Raw genomic sequence first — 19163 nt, 5'->3', positions numbered from 1 at the left:
TAAACTATCGATAGTTCTCATATAATTGGGATTAAAACAAAGATATTCAATAATTCAAACCCTAACTATTTACTAAAAACACCTAATAATAAAGGATACGATTATGGACATTAAGACTTATGAATTAAAAACCACTGCAGACTATGGTATGGAACTGATTAGCTATGTGGCACTTCCTGAAGGGGCTACGGATGACAGCTCAATTCCAGGTATCTTAGTCGCACCGGAATGGTGGGGCGTGGTTGAACATCCGCGTGAAACCACTGAGCGTTTTGCAAAAGCCGGTTTCGCTGCAGTTGCGATGGATGTATATGGCGAAGGCAAGTTAACCACAGATGCAGCACAAGCTAATGAGTGGATGACGCAGATGTTAAATGACCAAGACAAATTAATGGGTCGTTGCCGTGCTATTTTAGATGATTTTGCTGATCAACTTCCAGTTGATAGAAACCGTCTAGGTGTGGTGGGCTTTTGCTTTGGCGGTAAAATCGCTTTAGATATGGCGCGTGAAGGTATGCCAGTTAAAGCTGTGGCGACTTTCCACGGTAACTTATCTCCTAAGCAGCCGGCTGAAAAAGGTAAGTTTAATGCCGAAGTGCTGGTAGCGCATGGCCGCGACGACAGCATGGTATCAATGGATGATGTGGAAAACTTAAAACAAGAGTTAGACAATGCGGACGTGACTTACACTATTGACGTGTATGACAATGCCAAACATGGCTTTACCAACCCAAATGCTGACAAACGTGCTGCAGAAAACGATGTTGATTTAGGCTACAACGAAACAGCTGCTAATGAAAGCTGGATTAAGATGATTGAATTTATGCGTAACCAATTAGACAATCGTTTTGATGCTTAATGGATTGGTTTTATCCTTAAAATAATCTACAAAATATGATAAAAGGCTGATACACGTTTTAAGTGTGTCAGCCTTTTTTTATATTACCTCAACCTGAGCTTATTAGTGCAACAATCAACAGCCGTCATTACCAGTAGAATGGTGTAGAATTAGGGTTAATCGAATTCCGTTAAATTTAAGTGAAATATCCATGAGCCAATACAACATTCAAAAGCCCAACAGTATCCAATGGTTTCCGGGTCACATGAACAAAGCCCGCAACGAGATCAAAGAAATCATGCCCGATATGGACGTGGTGATTGAAGTCATCGACGCGCGTATTCCTTACAGTAGCGAAAACCCGATGGTTGCCGCCCTTCGTAGTAATGAGCAAGGCAGTCAAAAACCGGTTATCAAGATTTTGAACAAGGCTGACCTTGCAGACCCGATACAAACCCAAGCATGGATTAACTATCTAGAACAACAAGACAAAGTTAAAGCTGTGGCGTTTGACGACAACAAAGCCACGCAGGTAAAACAACTGATTAGTATGATAAAAAAGATGATGCCTAACAAGGTTGGTACAGGGCGTCAAATTAAAGTGCTGATTATGGGGATTCCTAATGTGGGTAAATCGACATTAATCAATGCCTTAGCAGGGCGCAGTATTGCCAAAACTGGTGACGAGCCAGCCGTCACTAAATCGCAGCAGTTGATTAAAATTGATGACGACATAATGCTCTACGATACCCCTGGCATGCTATGGCCAAAAATCGAAAACCCCAACTCAGGCTTTCGCCTTGCTGCTACAGGCGGCATTAAAGACACCGCTTTCGATTTCGATGATGTTGCCAGTTATACCGCCGAATATCTGCTTAAAGCCTATCCAAAGCTGCTTAAAGAACGCTATAAACTAGACAGCTTACCCGATACCGATTGGGAGTTTTTTGAAGCAGCGGGACGTAGTCGTGGTTTACTTAAAAAAGGTGGCGTGGTCGATATCTACCGTATGGCAGAGATTCTGATTAACGAGTTGCGCAGCGGTACTTTAGGACGCATCACTCTTGAGACGCCCGACATGCGCGTGGAAGAAGAAAAGTTTGTTGAAGAACTGCGTGCCAAAGCTGAGGAAAAACGATTGGCTAAAATTGAAGAGAAAAAGCTGCGTAAGAGACGGGCGAGAAAGAACCGTAAGTAACGAATCGAGCTTGATTAATTTACATTGTAGGCTGTTGCTTTAGTAGAGCGGTTTTGAATTGAGATTTAGTAGCTTTTCCTGCTTTTCGCTACTATCTTAGCGTGCACTGAGGCGTGCGCTATTGGCAACTGCCGTTCCTGCGCCACGATACCGCCATTTGCCAAGCGCACGCATCTCAGTGCTTTACCAAGTATATTCGCTACAATCAGGGCTAGCGGTCACATCGTGTTCTTGCTAGTCTTTATCGTTATTCAATTCAATACATCTTCATGAGCCTTCTATGTTACCTCAAGCTAAAACCATACAAATCTATCTACCCCAAGGTAACCCACGCGGTATTCGCAGTGCTGAAATGACCACGCGTACCGTTCAAGTTATCGAAGTTCCTAGAGTTCATATCAAGGAATTTTTAGCAATGCCTGAGGCAACTCAAGTAGGTTTGTATTTTTTGGTCGGTAGTGACGATAATATGGCACTGCCCCAGTTGTATATTGGGCAAACTGGTGAGCTGCGTAGCCGTATCCAACAACATAATATGCAAAAGGACTTTTGGGAACGGGCATTTGTGATGTTATCCACCAATAATACTATTACCCAAACACATGCGCTCTACTTAGAATACAAAGCCATTGAAACTGCTAAACAAGCCAATCGTTATGAACTATTAAATGGTAATAACGGTATGCTTCCACATACCCCGCCACCGCTTAGAGCAGACTGCGAAGAGTTATTTCATACTTTGAGTATCTTATTATCAACGATGGGGCAGCCTGTTTTTGAAAGCCTACAAGTCATCGAATCGGCAAGATCTGTTATTGATACTACTGACATTCCAGATGTAACTTTATCTCAATCTGAGAAGCCCATCTTCTACTGTAAGGCTTCTTTTGCAGATGCAAAAGGCTACTACAGTGATGATGGCTTTGTGATTATGAAAGACTCTCTGATTCGTAAAGGTGAGACGCCAAGTGCTCCTGATTATGTTCGAGAACTAAAAGAAGAGTTATTAAGTCAGAGTAAAATAGTTTTGGAAGGTGACGCCTATTATCGACTCTATGAAAACTACTTATGTAAATCACCTAGTATGGCAGCTTGTCTTGTACTAGGTAGACCTTCAAATGGTTGGGTATGGTGGATTAACAAGGAAGGCAAAACGCTAGACGCTATTTATCGAAAAGACTCTGAAACTTAATCTCAATGTATATAAACCTTTCAACTTTATCATTTAGGAATTTATTTCTTGTCAAAACTGTTCAACCACACGCCCACCGAACTCGATACCTTCGCACCCCGCATCCTAAACTGGTTCGATACAAACGGACGTCATGACTTACCTTGGCAACAGCACCAAACCGACACGCCAAACCCTTATATAGTTTGGCTGTCTGAAGTCATGCTCCAGCAAACCCAAGTCACCACTGTTATCCCTTATTTCAAACGCTTTATGACCTCGTTTCCAACGGTGCAGGACTTAGCCAATGCCGACTGGGATATGGTTGCCGAACACTGGGCAGGGCTTGGTTACTATGCGCGTGCCCGCAACTTGCACAAAGGCGCCAAACAACTGGTCGAAATTATTGCAGAGACAGGCGACTTCCCACAAACCGTGGCAGGTTGGGAAGCCATCTCAGGCGTGGGTCAATCCACCGCTGGCGCTATCGTAGCAATGGGCTTACATGGCTATGGGGTTATATGCGATGGCAATGTCAAACGTGTGATTACCCGATGGGCAGGCATCGATGGCGACATCACAAAATCTGCCACTAATAAAGAGTTATGGGCATTGGCAGAACGATTAACGCCAATATCCGATAGCGGACACTTTGCCCAAGCCATGATGGATATGGGCGCAACCTTATGTACTCGGCGCAATCCAAGCTGTGAGGTTTGTCCTATTCATACTGACTGTACTGCTTATGCCGAGGGTAGACCAGAGTTTTATCCAGTGAAAGCCAAAAAGAAACCCAAACCTAGCAAGTTTAGCAATGCCCTACTCCTGCGCAATCAATCAGACCAGTTATTATGGTTACAACGTCCAGACAGTGGCATCTGGGGTGGGCTCTGGGTATTGCCGTTACAGTTTGAGAAAAAGACGCTGGGCAAAAAAGTAGTTGCCACCTCCGCAGAAGATTCGATTTATGAGAGTGAAAACTCGGTTGCCGAGCAAATTATCGATAAATGGTTAGCTGATCATAGCTTGCGTGCCGACTCTATTACCGATGGCTTATTCGCAGCCGCTCCGATTAAGCATACCTTGACCCATTTCCATTGGTATCTTCAACCGCAAACGCTTGCTTTAAGCGCTAAGCAAACCAAGCAATTAACTCAATTGCTTCAAGACGCTAATATTAACTTGAAGTGGTTATCTGCTACTAAAGCACAAGAAACGCTTGGTCTACCCAAAGCTATGGTTAAGGTGTTGGATACGCTTAACGCCCAAAATTAAGGGCTGAGAGCTGAGGTTAAGGCGTCTCCATTTAAAACTATTTAGAGGTCGTTAGCTTAGCTAAGTTATCCAATATGTTATCGAAGTAAGCATTGTTGGTATCGGCATAATGCGGTTCATTTGCAAATATAACTTCAACAGGCTGAATGCTATTGGGGTGGGCGTCTAAATCTTGTTGTGAGATACCTTTACCTTTGTAAATATAATTACTAATCGTATTCATATTAACCTCAAAATGAGACTGGCACGCTAAAATCCAAGTGTTTCGTTGTTTGTGTTTTTGTGTTTGGTAGATAAAACCTTGGTTTGGCCAATGCTCTGAAGTAGCTAAGGGTATCGCACCTTTTGGGCATTCAAACCCATCTCCATGCCACTCAAAAGTTGTAAACTCAGTTGGCAGTCCTGCTACTATTGGGTGATTTTTTGCCTGCCCGGTGAGTGTAAGCTTGGTCCAGCCAATCTCTTTGACCGCTATAGGCCCAACCTTTGCGCCCAACACTTCAGCAATTAGCTGTGAGCCAAGGCACATGCCAATGATGGTTTTACCAGCATCGCACGCTCGTTTAATAAATGATTTTTCAGCAGTTAACCAAGGGAATTTATCAGTATCATAAACGCCCATGGGTCCACCCATAATAATTAACCAATCAAAGTCATCGATATTGGGAAATTCATCGTCTTTATACAGTCGCGTTTGGGTTAAAGTATGATTATTGCGCTCTATCCAATGATGGATTGAACCCAAATGATTCATATCATTGTGAAACAAGGCGTGAATACGTAAAGACATGATAATCCTTAGGTGATAAATTAGTGATACTGTTTTTATTAAATTCTAAACTCAAACAGGAGTTTTGCATAATTACTTTGCAAGAACAGGAGATCACCATGCACATTGCAATTTTAACCGTAACCTTTTCCCTACCCGGCTGTGCCTCGTTAAAAGAGAAACGCTCTCGTGTTGGCGGTCTACATCAACGTTTTGGCAAAAATCCAGCGGTTGCGGTTTGTGAAAGTGGCGAGCGAGATCGGCATGATGCTAGTGAGTGGTCGTTTGTCATCGCCCAAGTCTCCAAACGTGAGGTTGAATCTACGTGTGCTCAAATTGAAGACAAGCTACAAGGTATAGTCGACGGGCGGATTATGAATATTGAGAAGGAATTTATCTAAGGACTTTAACTAAGCCTTATAGCTATTATGCAAGTAGTAATATTTAACTCATAACTTTTAAATGACCACGGTATGAGCCTTGCTGCTTTTCGCCGAGGGACGAGGCACGGCCATAGTGGCTTAAAATAGACTCAGCTTGTACCGCATATTTCTCCCTTATTAAAGAACCCCGATGTTAAGGCTAACCTTGTCAGTTTAAGCCCCACACAGAGTTTAAAAGAGTGTCAACAGTGTGTATCTATACGCTCACGTTATAGTTGTGTTATTAAACCCATAATTTTGAGGTCAGGACTGGGCTTGATTATCGACTTTGACACAATTTGTTGATAGAGTAATTTAATACGGATTAGCACTGTTTTGAACTGCCACTCTTGATTATTGATATTTTTGATTACCATTTTTTATCGAAAGCTTTGTATGAGACCTAAATCATGATGAAAGTCACTCAACCTATTATAGATAATAAAAACACTTCTACTTTACTAAAAGGCGTTGCGGTTCTAGGCCCAGCTATCCTTCTTGCAAGCTGTGTTAGTAAAGCGCCTGTGCAAAATATTCCTGTCACAACCCCAATGACAAAACCTGCACCTGTGGTTATTGTGCAACCGCAGCAGTCCTCGCCGCAGCCGCCACCTAAACCACAGCCGCCCACATCCTATAACAGCTTTGCTAATTGGAAATCTGACTTTACCATACGCGCCATTAGTGAAGGCTACAACGCGAATGATGTGCGCCGTTTGCTAGATACTGCACAATTAAACTATCAGGTTATCTCTCTTGACTCCAGCCAACCTGAGTTTTCCAAGATGCCTTGGGAGTATGCAGATTCAGCGGTTTCAAGTGGCCGTGTGAGCCGTGGTATTAGTAAGTTTAATCAAGAGCGCTCACTGCTTAATCGTCTTGAAGCTCAGTATGGTGTCGATGCAGATATCATTGCTGCTATTTGGGGTATGGAATCATCATTTGGTGCGGTAACGGGTAATAGCTATATCCCAAGCTCGCTTGCCAGCTTGGCATACGATGGACGCCGCCGCAACTTTGCAGAAGAACAATTGATGGCACTTATGACGCTGCTCCAGCGCGGAGATGTCTATCAGTCTCAGCTAAATGGATCTTGGGCGGGCGGCATGGGTCAGACTCAGTTTATCCCTGCCACTTGGCTTGCACATGGCGTTGATGGTAATGGCGATGGGCAGCGTAAACCTTGGACCACTGCCGATGCTCTAGCCTCTACTGCAAATTATCTTAAAAATTCTGGATGGGTTCGAGGGTTAGCACCTTTTTATGAGGTGACCCTGCCGACGTCATTTGATTATGGCATTATTGGTCAGAAGCTGCCTGCGTCTACTTGGCAAGCAATGGGCATTACCGCGCTCAGCAATATGTATGTCGAGCCAACAACGCCTATGGAGCTTTGGTTACCTGCGGGTAAAGAGGGCCCTGCACTGCTATTAAGCCCTAATTTTGATGTGATTAAAGTGTATAACAATTCATCTAACTATGCGCTAGGGGTGAGCCTACTCGGACGGGCTATCTCCAATCAAGGCGGTCTGCGTACCCCGTGGCCTAGACATGAGCAGCCTCTATCCACGTATCAGGTTCGTCAGTTACAACAGCGTTTAACAAATTCAGGATACGATACTAAAGGTATTGACGGTATTATGGGTTCAAATACGCGATCTGCTTTTGCGCGCTGGCAGGCGGCGAATGGTCAAACTCCTGATGGCTTTGTGAGCCAGCGCAGTGCTGCTTCTTTAATATGGTAAGCACTGGCGCTTTATAGTAGACGCTTACAGGTTTATGAGCATTTATTATTTATTATTGATCTTATTCAGCTTATTCAGTTAGGCGCTGAACTCTTATATTCAGCGCAAGCGTGATATTTTATAAATAGCTAACTGTTTATCAAGCTAACTGTTTATCTAGCTAACTGTTTATCAAGCTAACTGCAAAGTGAGCAAGCTGTATTGCAGATTGTATTAATGATAGCATTGATGGCCGTATAAATAGTTATGAACCACGTAAGCGCATCAAGCCTTCTTGTTGCACAGTAGCGACAAGCTTACCGTCTTGCCAGAATTGTCCATGATTTAAGCCTTTTGAGTGTGAGGTCGTATCACTCCACATGTCATAAAGCAGCCACTCATTGATATCAAAAGGACGGTGAAAATGCATAGAGTGATCAATACTAGCCGCCTGTAGACCCTTAGTCATAAAGCTAATGCCATGCGACATCAATCCTGTCCCTACCAAATAATAATCAGACGCAAATGCCAATAAAGCTTGATGAATGGCTAGCGGCTGCTCGCCCAATTCACAGATACGTAACCAATTGGCCTGTTTAGGTTCCATCGGTTCAGGATGGATGGGGTCACGCGGTTTAACAGGTTTAATCTCAACATGTCGTGGACGCATAAAGCGCTCACGTAGTGCAGAGGGCACACTACCGACAAAATGCTCTTTTAGCGACTGCTCTGATTCCAAATCTTCTGGAGGCGGGTAAGCGGGCATGGCCTCTTGATAATCCAGACCGCCTTCCATGGGTGAAAAAGAAGCAATCATAGTAAACACCACTTGTTCGACGCAATTACCCTCTTGATCTTCTTTGATTTGCACAGCATTTACCTCACGAGCAGATAAGCTGCGACCATCTCGCAGTCGTCTCACTTTATAAACAACAGTCTGGTTAATGCTGCCACCACGCAAAAAATACCCGTGCAACGAATGGCAAGGCTTGTCTTCATCGAGTGTATGCGCCGCTGCCATAATTGCCTGACCAAGTACCTGTCCACCAAATATCCGCTTACCCACATAGTCAAAGCTACGTCCTTCATATACATCAGGCTCGATCTCTTTTAACTCCAAAGTATCTAGCAATTGTTCAACAAGCATTCTATTATCAGGCACTCAGTTCTCCAGCAGATATATGCATCATTTTTTTAACATCATAGAGTTTACTATGTTGCCGTATTATACATACGCACAAATATTTATATAAACTGTGCCATTATACTATCGATACACCAAACCATCAATTGTCGTCCTACAATCGCTTATTTTTAAGGCTTAGGTTACTTTATTGTTCAGACAATAGAGCGAAATAATTGGTCTATTATATGTTTATAGATACTTGTAAGTGGCTATAAATGCTTACAAATGGTTATAAATGTATAGTGGTTTGACTTGTCCTGCCTCAGCGGCTATATCAGCATTTAATTTTATTAAGAAGTTTACTTAGACTTTCTCACTGCACACTATGCTATGATAAAACGATTTCAAATAAATTTAGTAACATGATTGTTAAGTTATTAACCGCTTAATCCTTTACACTCATAGTGAATAAAAATTTCAGAGAACAAGTGTTTTATTTTTACACAATATATGGCACCATATCCACTTTCAATTATTAGGTTTGACGACAACTTATGCGACCAAATCGTTTGTTACATTCTATTAAAAAGCGTTTAAAAAAACAGCGTCAGTCAGAAGAGAGACGTCGTGACAAAAAGTCTCAGTCTTCTCGCTCGGTAAGCTTCCAAGAGCAAGCGGCACAAGCGACTGCGGCAATCTCACGTTCTGGACGCTCAGTCAATCAGTTTTATCGTATGCTCTCAGGCAAGACACTCGATATAGCCGTCAAGCCAAAAGTTATTGGCGAGCTTCCTGAGGTTATGCCATCCGATGACACCCTAACCTTTTATGTATTACGAGAATACTCGCGCTCCAATAGTATCTTGGTAGATTTACAGACCAAAGAGCATGGGTTTCCGCCGGCACTGGTCGGGGTGGAAGATGAGACGCATCAGATTGATGAGAATGCGGCAGTTATCTTTTTAAGACATCCCAATGCCGATGAGCGTAAGGTATCTCCTCGGTTAGCCAGATTGGTCACTGCGTGTCGTCGGAATCCTGCACCAAAAATTAATCTGGTGCCTGTTTCAATCTTATGGGGCCGTGCTCCAGATAATGAAGACTCTTTATTTAAGTTATTAATGGCCAATAACTGGGAAGATCCATCGGTTATTAAACAGCTGTTTAACATTGGTGTTATGGGCCGTGATACTTTCGTACAGTTTCATTCTCCTATTTGCTTACATAAGATGATTGAGTCTATCTCTGATTCATCATCAACTCTTAATAGTGTTGATGACAACGATCTGTCTGCGGCACTCGCTTCAGCGCTTTCACCCGAAAACTTAGACCTCCAAGACTCTGATCTTGAGAGTGATGAAGAAGCGCTATTAACTCAAGCCAAAAAGAACATCGAAACCAAAACATCCAGCTCAACGGCTTTATTAACGGCAGAAGAAGCTAATTTTAGTCTTACCTTATTGGTTCAACATAGTCTTAGTGCGTTTTTGGACAGTCAACGCCAAAGTATGATAGGTCCCGATTTGTCGGACAAGCGCAATATTGTTGAAAAGTTAATTTACTCGCCTGCCATCGAGCATGCTTGTAAGGAAGAAGCCGCACATTCTGATATAAGCATGACAGAAGCTAGAAAATTGGCACGTAACTATGCCAATGAGATTGCAAATGACTATAACTACTCGATCATTCGGTTCTTTTATATATTCTTAAATTGGTTATGGACTCAGCTATACGACGGGGTCGAAGTTCATCATTTTGAAGAAGTCCGAGAGCTTGCCACCACACACGAGATCATTTACGTACCCTGTCATCGAAGCCATGTAGACTATCTACTCCTCGGTTACGTTATCTTTAAAAAAGGCTTAAGCCTGCCTTATGTTGCTGCAGGCGACAATCTTGATGTACCTGTATTAGGCCCATTACTGCGCGGAGCTATTGCCTTTTATATTCGTCGTAGCTTTAAGGAAAACGAGCTTTATAAGGCAGTACTGCGAGAATATATGCATACGCTTATCCAGCGTAACACGCCTATTGAATATTTTATTGAAGGCGGACGCTCGCGTTCAGGTCGCCTTTTACCCCCTAAGCTTGGTATGCTTGCCATGACTGTACATAGTCATTTGCGTAGCTCCAATAGACCTATGGCCTTTATACCGACTTATATTGGTTATGAGCGTCTCATGGAAGGCGGTACATACATTGGCGAGCTTAAGGGCAATCCAAAAGAGTCTGAGTCTTTGCTCGCATTATTAAAGGTAAGTCGTAAAATTGAACGTATCTTTGGTCATGTTCAGTTAAGCTTTGGAACGCCGCTACTTATGGATGACTTCATGCAGAAGTTTGACGTCGCACCCAATAGCCTACCCGCTGACCGCACTGACACACCCCTTGATGAAAAAACCTCAGCCATGGTGGATAATCTGGGTGTAAAAATCATGCAGAACATTAATAAAGCGGCTGTGGTCAACCCGATTTCACTATTATCGCTGGTACTACTCTCTACACCCAAAGCTGCCCTAGATGAAGAGATATGCCGTGATCAAATAGCCCTGTGTCAACGCATCGCCATGCAAGTACCTTACGCTGACAAAACCATCATCACTGATATGGACCCGCATTCAATTATTGATTATGGTATCAAGCTTAAATTGATTGAGCGTACACCGCATATCTTAGGCGATATCATTAAAGTTATGCCTAGACACAATGCGATATTGAGTTATTTCCGTAATAATATTTTGCATGTCTTTATCATGCCCTCTTTTTTAGCTGCGCTGGTATATCGTAACGGTCATATTGAGCGTCAACATCTAGAAGATATTGTTAGTGAACTGTATCCCTTCTTACAAAGTGAGCTTTTTTTATATTGCTCCGCACGTAACTTGCCGCAATTGATTGATAAATCGTTAAAGAGCTTGATTGATCAAGGTGTCATCATTGATATCGGTGATGACATGTTAATCGCACCTGAAAAAAATAGCGAACAATATCAGCAGTTAGATATGCTGGCATCTTCGGTGTCTCAGAGCCTTGAACGTTATTTCATGACGCTAGCATTACTGGCTCAACAAGGCTCAGGAGATTTAACAGCCGAGCAAGTGGTTGATCTATGTCATCTATTAGGTCAACGCTTGTCAGTACTGTACGCAGATGACATTCCAGACTTCTTTGATCGCGCCCTATTTACCAGTTTTTTAAATGCATTAATTCGATTAGATTATGTGAATAAAGACAAAACTACGGGGCTGTTAACATTCGACGAACGTATTGATAATATCGCGGTACACGCTAACTATATATTGAACCCTGAAATGATGCTGATTGTAGAGCATGTCGCAAGTTTAAACGATGCCGAAATCGAGCATGCTATTAGCGAGATTAATAATAAGCGCTTAAGCAAATTTAACCGTAAGCGTTAATATTATATGCTCTGTTATTGTTAGATATCAAGCTGACAATTTACTAATCATAGTAAATTTTCTGTGTTAAAAAGAATAGTCAAAGAAGTCTAAAATGGACACAAGGCAACCAAGTGCTAATATAACTCATGTAGGCTTAGTCAGGTTAACACCGTAACTGTTTAGTAGTCCGCTGACTATATAAGTAGCACCTAAGAAGGACAGCATAGGCTGTCCTTTTTGTGTCCAGGATTGCTAACTATGTTGATAGCTAAAAAGCAATATCTTTATGAAGTCTCTTAATTGAAAAATTTTGAACCATAGACTTACTAAACCATAGACTCTTTATTTAAAGATACCATTTCCAAGCGGCTGATATTTCTGCATCTTGTGACCCATCAAAACGATCATCTGCATAGTCTACGTGAGCACGGCTGACACTAACATCCAATAACCAACGTTTATCTAGTGCATTATTTTTTGAATCATATCCGGTCAGTTTAAGCCCAATAGTTCCACTATAAGCATCGCTTTTATCATCGTTTAATAGCGTTTTTGTGTCTTTGACTAACCCGTAGTCAGCGCCAAGATATGGCGACCAGCGTATTTTATGATTATTAAGCGACCACCAATCCGATGGCGTTGGCTCATAGCTTACAGTATTACGAAGCGTAATCCCCGTTTCAGCTGCATAATAGGTGTTTTTTATACCACGTACACCAACATAAGTTGAACCCAAAGATTGCTGATTAATACCAAATAGCTGATCATCGCTATATTGAGCTTCTAGCTGATGCGTCATTTGCCAATAGCCTTGCGGTTTAGTCGCCGATCCTAACGAATGCTGATGCGTCAAATATCCAGACAACAACCAGCGCAAATATTCATCGCTTAGCCCTTGGTTAGTAGCAGGATTATCATGATTACCAATGCCTTGTTCTGCACTTAAATCAACGACCCACGCACCTGATACTACTTTATGAGCGTCATTATTATTGCTGGACACATTTTTGGAGGAGGATTTATGGCTACTGTTAGTTTTTTTATTATTAAATAGCGTTGTCCGGCTAGCACCAATACGAGCGCTGCTAATGGTTGGACTTTGGATATCTATTTTACTACCCAGTACCTCACTATTTACATCATTATGAGCAAGCTGCCCATACACTGTAGAAATACTGTCTTGGTCACGATCAAAGGTATAATCCAATCGCAGGTTGGCTTGCCAGCTATCGCCTGTCTGCTCTAAAGTGGCATTTTCTAAAGGCGTGGTTCGTGTGTACTCATCAGCGGCTAATAAACCTGACCATTGCCACTTACCATTAGGAACGATGCTATAGATACTGGCACTACGGCGCTGATTGTCTTCATCGTAGCCATATTTATTGGTTAAGCTTTGCTGTACAGACACCGATGTAAGATCTGCTTGACCCAGAACGTTACTAATCTTGCCTCCAAGCTTTAGTTCATTATGCCCGTAGCTATCATTAGGGTCATAACGCCACTCTAAATCCGTAGTGACGGTATCTATATCACCTTGCTGAGTAACTTTAAGACGTACATCCTGATTGTCTTGTCCTACTGGATAAACATCTAATAATAATTTGCCATCTATCACTCTTTCGGCATTGCTAACAGCTTGATCGAGCGATGACATATTGGCAGGATCACCTATGATACTCCCGAACAATCGATTGGTCGGTAGCGTCGTTTGGTTATCTATGTCTGTAATTTTTCCTACATATACGCGCCAGATAACGGTTGATGGACTAACCGTTTCAGGTTGAATCGATGTTTTGAAATATCCTGCTTCCAGATAAGCTTGTGTAATATCGCGAATCAGCTTGTTAGCATCTGAGACAGTGACACAGCGTTTCGTATCAGACGCAGGTAAGATCATGTCAGTTGAGATTTGCTCAGCTTGTTGACGTAATTTTGCTTGAGTGGAGCGGCTGAGCTCAGGTAATGAATCTAACTTTATACGTTGCACAGACAGACATTTAAGTCGCGCAGGCATGTTTTCTTGTGGCGACGTGACATCATCGTCAGTAAGGCTTGGATCGGTAGGGTCGCCTGGTTCTGAAAATTCAGTAATTTGGGTATCTACCGGGTCTTCAACCTGTGTATTTTGCAAAGACTCGATACGTTGCTGATGTAGCGCCTCCTGCCAGATCTGTTGTTGCTCAATGGGCTGACGTAACGCCTCATTGACATCGACAGGCTGCATAGAAGACTCAGCTATTGGCTCTATCTGTGCCGCAGTATGACCCATTGATGGCAGGATAATTCCTAAAGCGCCAAGACCCATGATATAAGCTAAATGCGGTGATAGATTTTTAGTCACTGCTGGATGAAATGCACATTGTTGAGAAGATTGCTGTTTAAATGACTGATGTTTAAATAAATGAGGCTTAAAGGCAGCACAAATTGCGTAATTTATATATTTTTTACTGTGATTATTAGTGTGACGTTTAGGATGCATAATGGCCTACTGGTTTAAAATTATAAAAAAACCCATAACTGTCATAATTACGGGCTACATATAGGATTGTAAGTATCCCCTAAAATAACACAGCTCAAACGTAGAATTTCTTATAAAATACCTATAAGGTGTTTTGATATGAGCAAACGAATGACTGAGACCCAAATCGTATCGATATTAAAAGAAGCAGAAGCTGGGATACCTGCTAAAGATCTGTGCCGTAAATATGGTATTGCTAGCTCGACCTTCCATAAATGGCGATCCAAGTATGTAGGCATGGAAGCGTCTGACGTCAAACGCTTAAAAGAGCTTAAAAAAGCCGTAGGCTTAAATTGATGTATGCAGATTTAAGCTTTAAAGCGCAGATGCAGGAAGATATTATAAGAAAGCTATAGCGCCTGTACCCGAACGCAAATCCCGGGTGCTAGAGTTACAGACGCAATATGGTGTTAGTAATAATTTAAGCTGTCAGGTGGTCTTAATGAGTCGAACTGCTTACTACTATAAGCCTAAGCTATCTGGTGGTGTTTTAAAAAGTATGCTGACATTAGACATACCCATAATTGATGTAAAAGAACAGCAAATCAAAGGTCTTTAGATGGTTATCGAGCTTTTTAGAAAAACCACAAGTTTTTCTAAAAGCTCGTCTTAATCGTTGTCTTATCCGGCGGTTATTGCCTTCAATACCGACAGTATGTTTTTTACTAATTCGTTTATTGTCAGCTTTGAAAACCGTGATAAAGCTGTCCCAGTTGTCCATAGCTATATACCCATAGTCAACTTTAAGCTGCTTGAGACGGGCTCTAAGCTTTTTAGCTGTCTTTAATTTACGTTTACCCCATACATAAGCTACTATCTCACCTGTGCTACGGTCATATACATAAATGAGTCAAACTTTACGCTTCTTCTTGCCTACATACGTCCAAAACTCATCGACTTCAAGTCTTTGGTAGTACTGTCGCCTCGGGGTAAATTGGTATGTCCAGCCTTGAATCGTATTTAGTATTTTACCTATGCTCACAGTGGCTATTTCATCAATATCTCGAATGCCACAGCCTCTGACTAACATTAACTGAATTCTGCTCTCTACGGCTGAATGACAGCCTTGATAGGTAAAAGCATGGTCGCCAATAACTTGGAGTTTACATCTCTTAAATTGGTAGTTTTGGTTACCATAGCTTTTTTTACCGTTTTTCTTTACACTTGTACTGTAACATTCGGAGCAGTTAAGTTCTATTTGTGTCTTCATAACCTCAAATATAAAATCTGCTCTGGCTGTCACAACTTCTTTTATACTTTAAGCATACTTTTTGAAACACCACCAACTATCTGATGATAGTGAGATTATTGAGGTTTTAAATAAACTTACTGACAAGCACAATCGTTGGGGTTTCCCAAAGTGTTTTAAACGCATACGTAAGCTTGGCTATTCATGGAATCATAAGCGCGTACACCGTATTTATACCGCGTTAAACTTAAACCTACGTCGTAAATCTAAAAGACGTCTACCAACACGCAATCCTCAGCCGTTAAGTGTACCAAATACATTAGGACATACTTGGTCAATGGATTTCATGAGCGACAGCCTATACAACAATATTCGCTTTCGAACCTTTAATGTGATCGATGATTACAACCGTGAAGTATTAGGCATTGATATTGACACCAGTATTTCCTCGCTTCGAGTGATTCGCTACCTTGATCAGTTAGCCGAGTGGCATGGTTATCCTAAGCAGATTCGTGTGGATAACGGCAGTGAGTTTACCTCTAAAGTGTTTACTGACTGGGCACCAGCTCATGATATCTTTATTGATTATATTGAGCCTGGTTGTCCTTATCAGAATGCTTATATTGAACGGTTTAATCGCAGTTACCGCAATGAGGTTTTAGATTGCTATTTATTTAATAATTTAAAGGAAATCAATAAGCTGACTGAAGACTGGATCAAGGTTTATAACACCCAAAGACCCCATGATTCACTTAATGATATGACACCTGCTTAGTACAGGCAGGTGGCTTAATTATTCTACGATGATGTTGTGTTAAGTATGGGGGTATTTCCTTAAGTTATGTTTATCGTTGGGGTCTTTATACGCATATCCTGTACGCACACCGGTAGGACTGACGACCTGAGTAAGATTACCTTTTTTATCTAGGTAGTATTGCCATACTTGAGAGCTGCTGCTGTTACTATTGCTTTTACTAAGGGTGATCTTGGGTAGGTCGTATTGAGTAGTTTGGTAGCTAAACTTTAGGGTGTCGCCTAGCTGATTTGTTACTTGGGCAAGATTGCCTTTGACATCATAGGTAAGTGACCAGTAACCGCTATCTGCGTTGTTTTTGTCTTCAGCGATGCGGCTCAGCTGTCCAAACCGATACCGACCTTCACTATTAGTGATGCCCGCTTGTTTGTGTGCAACAAATTCAAACGCTTTACCATTAGGTAGGTGCCATATCCAAGCAGGTTTGCTGATGTCTGTGTTTTGGGTGCGCTCAAGGTGGCCAAGCTCTGCTTTGTCTGCTTTGTAACGCGTGATAAGTAGGCTTGTGTTATCTATAGGGTGTCTGCTGTCTTGGTGAAGCTGATCTTTCTACCGTCTGCTTGGAGTACGTCAATCTTGTCGCCGGTGTCTTGTAGCTGCATTTCATAGTCGCTACGCCAGCCTTTGCCCAATATCCCTCGCTGCGTGCATTTGGAGTTGTAGTAGCGATTCAGCCTTAGGGCATATTCTCCGCCAACTGCGTCTATGTCTGTTGCTGATTCAAATTTGTTGCCGGTAAGTAGGTTAATAGGGTTGCCGCCAGCTCTGTTGTTTTGAACTCCATCAACGTTGGTTGGTGTATTCGTGGATGTACATTAAGGCTGACCATTTGTACCTATAACGTTACAGGTAGTCATTGTGCTTGTGGCAGGACTAAAGATACTGTTTGCGAAACTTATGTTTGTGATGATTAGAGATAAGAGGAGAACAGCTTGCTAAAATAGACGCATTGTTAGAGACTAGTAAAATAAATTATTAATATTTCTCTATAATATTTTATTGACTGATAGTTGTCACGGGTTTTTTTAGTTAATGTCGACGTGTTCGGAAAAGGCTCTGAACTATAGTACTTATTATTATGGGTTTTAGCTACAATACCAAGACGAACCTTTGCATGTTGTCACAATGACAATTTTCTGAATGAGAACAATAATAAAAACACGAAACTACACTAAAGAACAATACAATACTGAAAATATCCATACGCCTATCATTAGAATAAGAAGCAAAGACAATGTTTTAACATGGAAATGGCATAGTTAATGCGAGTAAGATAAAGATCATCAAAACAAGGATATAATAAAATTGACGCTTAATTCTCATTGAGATAATCAAAAGACCAGTATTTATAACAAAAGTCTTAAAAAATATGTATAAGAATGCGACACCATAACCCATATTGAATTGTCCATAGTTGCTGCATTTTACTGGTACCATATCCACAAAAAAAACAATATAGTTATAGAATAGCACTACGCTAAGTAAAAACTCGAGAATTAGTAAGGTTTTTATTTTAATACTGGACTTCATCGGCTATCGTAATCCTTTTTTGTATAACTCTAGAGCCAATTTTGATCTACGTTTTTTACCTTCTTTATCATCAACTGAATAATAGAAATGACCTTCACCCTCTTTAGTTATGTCTCCGACGAGATTGAGAACAGCTTTTATAAGTTCAGTTTGTACATTCATGCATATATAAACTCCCCAACACTCCCTAAATTTTTAGGGCTTGTGGAACATTCATAATTTCAGCCAAATATAAGCACAAGCTAAAGCGACATTATTTTCATAACTTTGCTTTAGTTTATCGAATCTAGTCGCTATAGCACGGAACCTTTTTAAGTTAGCAAAGGCATTTTCAACTAAATGTCTGATCTTATACAAGTCCCAGTCCATATGGCTATTCCCTGTTTTAGAATTAATTTTTTTAGGAATATTGCTACCTGTACCGGCTTGTTCAATATGCTCTCTTAAATCATCTGAGTCATAGCCTTTATCAGCACAGACAACTGCCGTATTACTCAAATCCACTTGGTCAACTAAGTCTGTCGCAACTTTAACATCATGAGTGGTACCATCAGTGATAATAAAGGTGATAGGGTTACCATGAGCATCTACTGCTAGATGGATTTTAGAGGCACGCCCGGCGACACTTTTACTAATGGCCTGCTCCTTATCATAAGCTACGTTGCTATGTTGATGAGCTTTTATATGGGTACCATCTATAAACACCCACTCAAGGTCTGAGTCTTTAATCATAAGCTTAAAAAGTTTAACTAGCTTATCACTCTTAAACCAACGGTGGTAAGCCCTGTAGATAGTATTAGGCTTGCCAAAATCTTCAGGTACGTCACGCCAAGGACACCCTGTTCGCATACGATAAAGTACACCTTCTACAGTACGTCTAAGATTTCCTTTGTCATACATCTTAAGTTCTAGTAGTATAGGTCTTAGTCTTGTCCAGTGTTCATCTTTGAGCATGGTTCGAGGCATAGCAAACGATTTCTTTTTTGTGTGAGAACTTAAAGGGTAGTCGTTTGCTATTTTTTTGTCACCTCCTTTTTACACCAATGTTCCACACGCCCTAGTCAATTTTTGTTAATTTACATAAATACACTTCTTGGTAATCCTCCCAAAAAATAATAACACCTAAAAGTAGAAACTAACTGCTAAAATACTAGCAGGAGATTTCGACATGAAAAAATCAAGATTTAC

Annotated in this window: 15 protein-coding genes and 1 pseudogene; 9 read left to right on the top strand and 7 right to left on the bottom strand. The window is 41.4% G+C overall.

Annotation, left to right across the window (positions count from 1 at the left end; genetic code table 11):
• The first annotated feature begins 103 nt into the window (after window positions 1–103).
• From AC2SLP_RS10130 to mutY, 4 genes are all read left to right on the top strand, one after another.
• Complete coding sequence (locus AC2SLP_RS10130) at window positions 104–859, top strand: dienelactone hydrolase family protein (RefSeq protein WP_486536549.1); 756 nt, start codon at window positions 104–106, stop codon at window positions 857–859.
• A 190-nt stretch (window positions 860–1049) separates the two neighbouring features.
• Window positions 1050–2036, top strand: a complete 987-nt coding sequence (ylqF, locus tag AC2SLP_RS10125) for a ribosome biogenesis GTPase YlqF (protein WP_486536548.1) — start codon at window positions 1050–1052, stop codon at window positions 2034–2036.
• Between the two features lie 280 nt (window positions 2037–2316).
• Complete coding sequence (locus tag AC2SLP_RS10120; RefSeq protein ID WP_486536547.1) at window positions 2317–3228, top strand: GIY-YIG nuclease family protein; 912 nt, start codon at window positions 2317–2319, stop codon at window positions 3226–3228.
• Window positions 3229–3276: 48 nt separating this feature from the next.
• Entirely contained in the window at window positions 3277–4482 is a 1206-nt protein-coding gene (gene mutY, locus AC2SLP_RS10115) for an A/G-specific adenine glycosylase (protein ID WP_486536546.1), read from the top strand.
• Window positions 4483–4519: 37 nt separating this feature from the next.
• On the opposite strand, the gene AC2SLP_RS10110 is transcribed toward mutY, so the two are convergent.
• Window positions 4520–5272 (bottom strand): type 1 glutamine amidotransferase, encoded by a 753-nt coding sequence (locus AC2SLP_RS10110; RefSeq protein ID WP_486536545.1) that lies wholly within the window; start codon window positions 5270–5272, stop codon window positions 4520–4522.
• 98 nt (window positions 5273–5370) lie between these two features.
• Between AC2SLP_RS10110 and AC2SLP_RS10105 the strand changes: the two genes are divergently transcribed.
• Both AC2SLP_RS10105 and AC2SLP_RS10100 read left to right on the top strand, forming a co-directional pair.
• Window positions 5371–5652, top strand: coding sequence for a DUF503 domain-containing protein (locus AC2SLP_RS10105; RefSeq protein WP_486536544.1), 282 nt, complete (start codon window positions 5371–5373; stop codon window positions 5650–5652).
• Between the two features lie 431 nt (window positions 5653–6083).
• Window positions 6084–7418, top strand: coding sequence for a lytic murein transglycosylase (locus tag AC2SLP_RS10100; RefSeq protein ID WP_486536543.1), 1335 nt, complete (start codon window positions 6084–6086; stop codon window positions 7416–7418).
• Between the two features lie 244 nt (window positions 7419–7662).
• Here AC2SLP_RS10100 and AC2SLP_RS10095 read toward each other — a convergent pair whose 3' ends face one another.
• Window positions 7663–8544, bottom strand: a complete 882-nt coding sequence (locus AC2SLP_RS10095; RefSeq protein WP_486536581.1) for an acyl-CoA thioesterase — start codon at window positions 8542–8544, stop codon at window positions 7663–7665.
• A gap of 533 nt (window positions 8545–9077) precedes the next feature.
• On the opposite strand from AC2SLP_RS10095, the gene plsB reads away from it, so the two are divergent.
• The gene (gene plsB / locus AC2SLP_RS10090) at window positions 9078–11942 is read left to right on the top strand and encodes a glycerol-3-phosphate 1-O-acyltransferase PlsB (protein ID WP_486536542.1); all 2865 of its coding nucleotides are present in this window, start codon (window positions 9078–9080) and stop codon (window positions 11940–11942) included.
• A 328-nt stretch (window positions 11943–12270) separates the two neighbouring features.
• On the opposite strand, the gene AC2SLP_RS10085 is transcribed toward plsB, so the two are convergent.
• A complete protein-coding gene (locus tag AC2SLP_RS10085; RefSeq protein ID WP_486536541.1) occupies window positions 12271–14403 on the bottom strand; it encodes a ShlB/FhaC/HecB family hemolysin secretion/activation protein in 2133 nt (710 codons plus the stop codon).
• A 138-nt stretch (window positions 14404–14541) separates the two neighbouring features.
• Between AC2SLP_RS10085 and AC2SLP_RS10080 the strand changes: the two genes are divergently transcribed.
• On the top strand, window positions 14542–14739 hold the full coding sequence (locus AC2SLP_RS10080; RefSeq protein ID WP_486536540.1) for a transposase: 198 nt from the start codon (window positions 14542–14544) through the stop codon (window positions 14737–14739).
• Between the two features lie 211 nt (window positions 14740–14950).
• Here AC2SLP_RS10080 and AC2SLP_RS10075 read toward each other — a convergent pair.
• Window positions 14951–15652: pseudogene (locus tag AC2SLP_RS10075) on the bottom strand (IS1 family transposase).
• 61 nt (window positions 15653–15713) lie between these two features.
• Between AC2SLP_RS10075 and AC2SLP_RS10070 the strand changes: the two are divergent.
• Window positions 15714–16406: an IS3 family transposase gene (locus AC2SLP_RS10070; protein ID WP_486536539.1), complete on the top strand. Its 693-nt coding sequence runs from the start codon at window positions 15714–15716 to the stop codon at window positions 16404–16406.
• 551 nt (window positions 16407–16957) lie between these two features.
• On the opposite strand, the gene AC2SLP_RS10065 is transcribed toward AC2SLP_RS10070, so the two are convergent.
• The 3 genes from AC2SLP_RS10065 to AC2SLP_RS10055 all read right to left on the bottom strand — a co-directional run bounded on the left by AC2SLP_RS10065 (window position 16958) and on the right by AC2SLP_RS10055 (window position 18941).
• Window positions 16958–17194 (bottom strand): DUF6531 domain-containing protein, encoded by a 237-nt coding sequence (locus AC2SLP_RS10065; protein ID WP_486536580.1) that lies wholly within the window; start codon window positions 17192–17194, stop codon window positions 16958–16960.
• 784 nt (window positions 17195–17978) lie between these two features.
• On the bottom strand, window positions 17979–18137 hold the full coding sequence (locus AC2SLP_RS10060; RefSeq protein WP_486536538.1) for a hypothetical protein: 159 nt from the start codon (window positions 18135–18137) through the stop codon (window positions 17979–17981).
• A gap of 51 nt (window positions 18138–18188) precedes the next feature.
• A complete protein-coding gene (locus tag AC2SLP_RS10055) occupies window positions 18189–18941 on the bottom strand; it encodes an IS5 family transposase (protein ID WP_486534912.1) in 753 nt (250 codons plus the stop codon).
• Between the last annotated feature and the right edge of the window lie 222 nt (window positions 18942–19163).

This window comes from Psychrobacter sp. CX21 (assembly GCF_057396255.1).
Note: the sequence above shows the minus strand (reverse complement) of the source record. Positions and strands in the feature narration are given on the sequence as shown.